The following is a 1,118-nucleotide window of genomic DNA, read 5'->3' on the forward strand; positions in this document are numbered from 1 at the left end:
GCTGTTCGAGTTCGACCTCGGCGAGCACCGGCAAGTGATCACCGAGGCCGCCGACGAGCTACAGGCCATGGCCGATATGAGTGGCCTCAGTGCCGTCGAACTGCTCTTGCCGTCGTGGGTACCGACCCACAGGAACCGACGGTACGAGCAAGCCATGGATGCGTTCGATGAAACGGTCGATACGCTCATTAAAGAGCGGAGAGCGAACCCCGGCCAGTACGACGATTTCCTGACGATGATGCTGGAAAAAGAGGACGACCACGAGTATACGATGACCGATGCGGAAATTCACGACCACTTGATTACGTTCCTCATCGCTGGTCACGAGACGACGGCGATGGCGCTGACGTTTACGTGGTTGTTGCTGGCGACCCATCCCGACGAACGGGACCGATTATCGCAGGAAGCCACGACTGTGCTTGACGGCCCGCCGACAGCGGCAGACCTCCCCGACCTCACCGTTACCGAGCACGTCGCCAAGGAGGCGATGCGGCTCTATCCGCCAGCGGGGATGCTGTTCCGCGAGGCTGTTGAGGAGACGACGCTTGGAGGCTATCACATCCCCGAGGGAACGAAACTGCTACTGCCACAGTTCACTGTCCACAAGGACGATCGATGGTTTGACGCGCCCGAGCAGTTCCGGCCCGAGCGGTTCACCGATGCTCGGAGTGACAAACGGCCGGACTTTGCGTACTTCCCGTTTGGCGGAGGTCCCCACCAGTGTATCGGGATGCACTTCGCGATGATGGAGTTGAAACATATCATCCCGATGCTTGCCCGAAATGTGGAATTCGAGCTGTTGAGTTCACCTCGGCCCGAGATAAACATGGAGTTGACGTTACAGCCTTCCGAGGACGTTCGGATGCGTGTTCATAAAGAATAAACAGTGACTCGCCGTACTAAGTTTGCAACGAAAATCGGGGTCTGTAGTATCAACGGAGAGTTGCCGTATACGTCCACGAGAAACAGAGTATGCAAGATACGCGCTCTGTATTCAGCGTCGCCTCTCGGACCGCTCAGTCATAGAGAATCGAACAGCACCCGCGATCTCGACCGCCCGCTTCAGCTCTCGGCCCGGTCGCGGAGCCCGGACAGCGTCGCCGCCTCGCGGAGGTCGT

1 protein-coding gene is annotated in these 1,118 nt (G+C 58.5%); it reads left to right on the top strand.

Going from position 1 to position 1,118, the window contains the following annotated elements:
- On the top strand, window positions 1-883 hold an 883-nt coding region (locus DJ75_RS00840), incomplete at its 5' end, for a cytochrome P450 (protein ID WP_141211946.1).
- Window positions 884-1,118: the final 235 nt, after the last annotated feature.

It is taken from the genome of Halorubrum sp. Eb13 (genome assembly GCF_002252895.1).
GTDB lineage: Archaea > Halobacteriota > Halobacteria > Halobacteriales > Haloferacaceae > Halorubrum.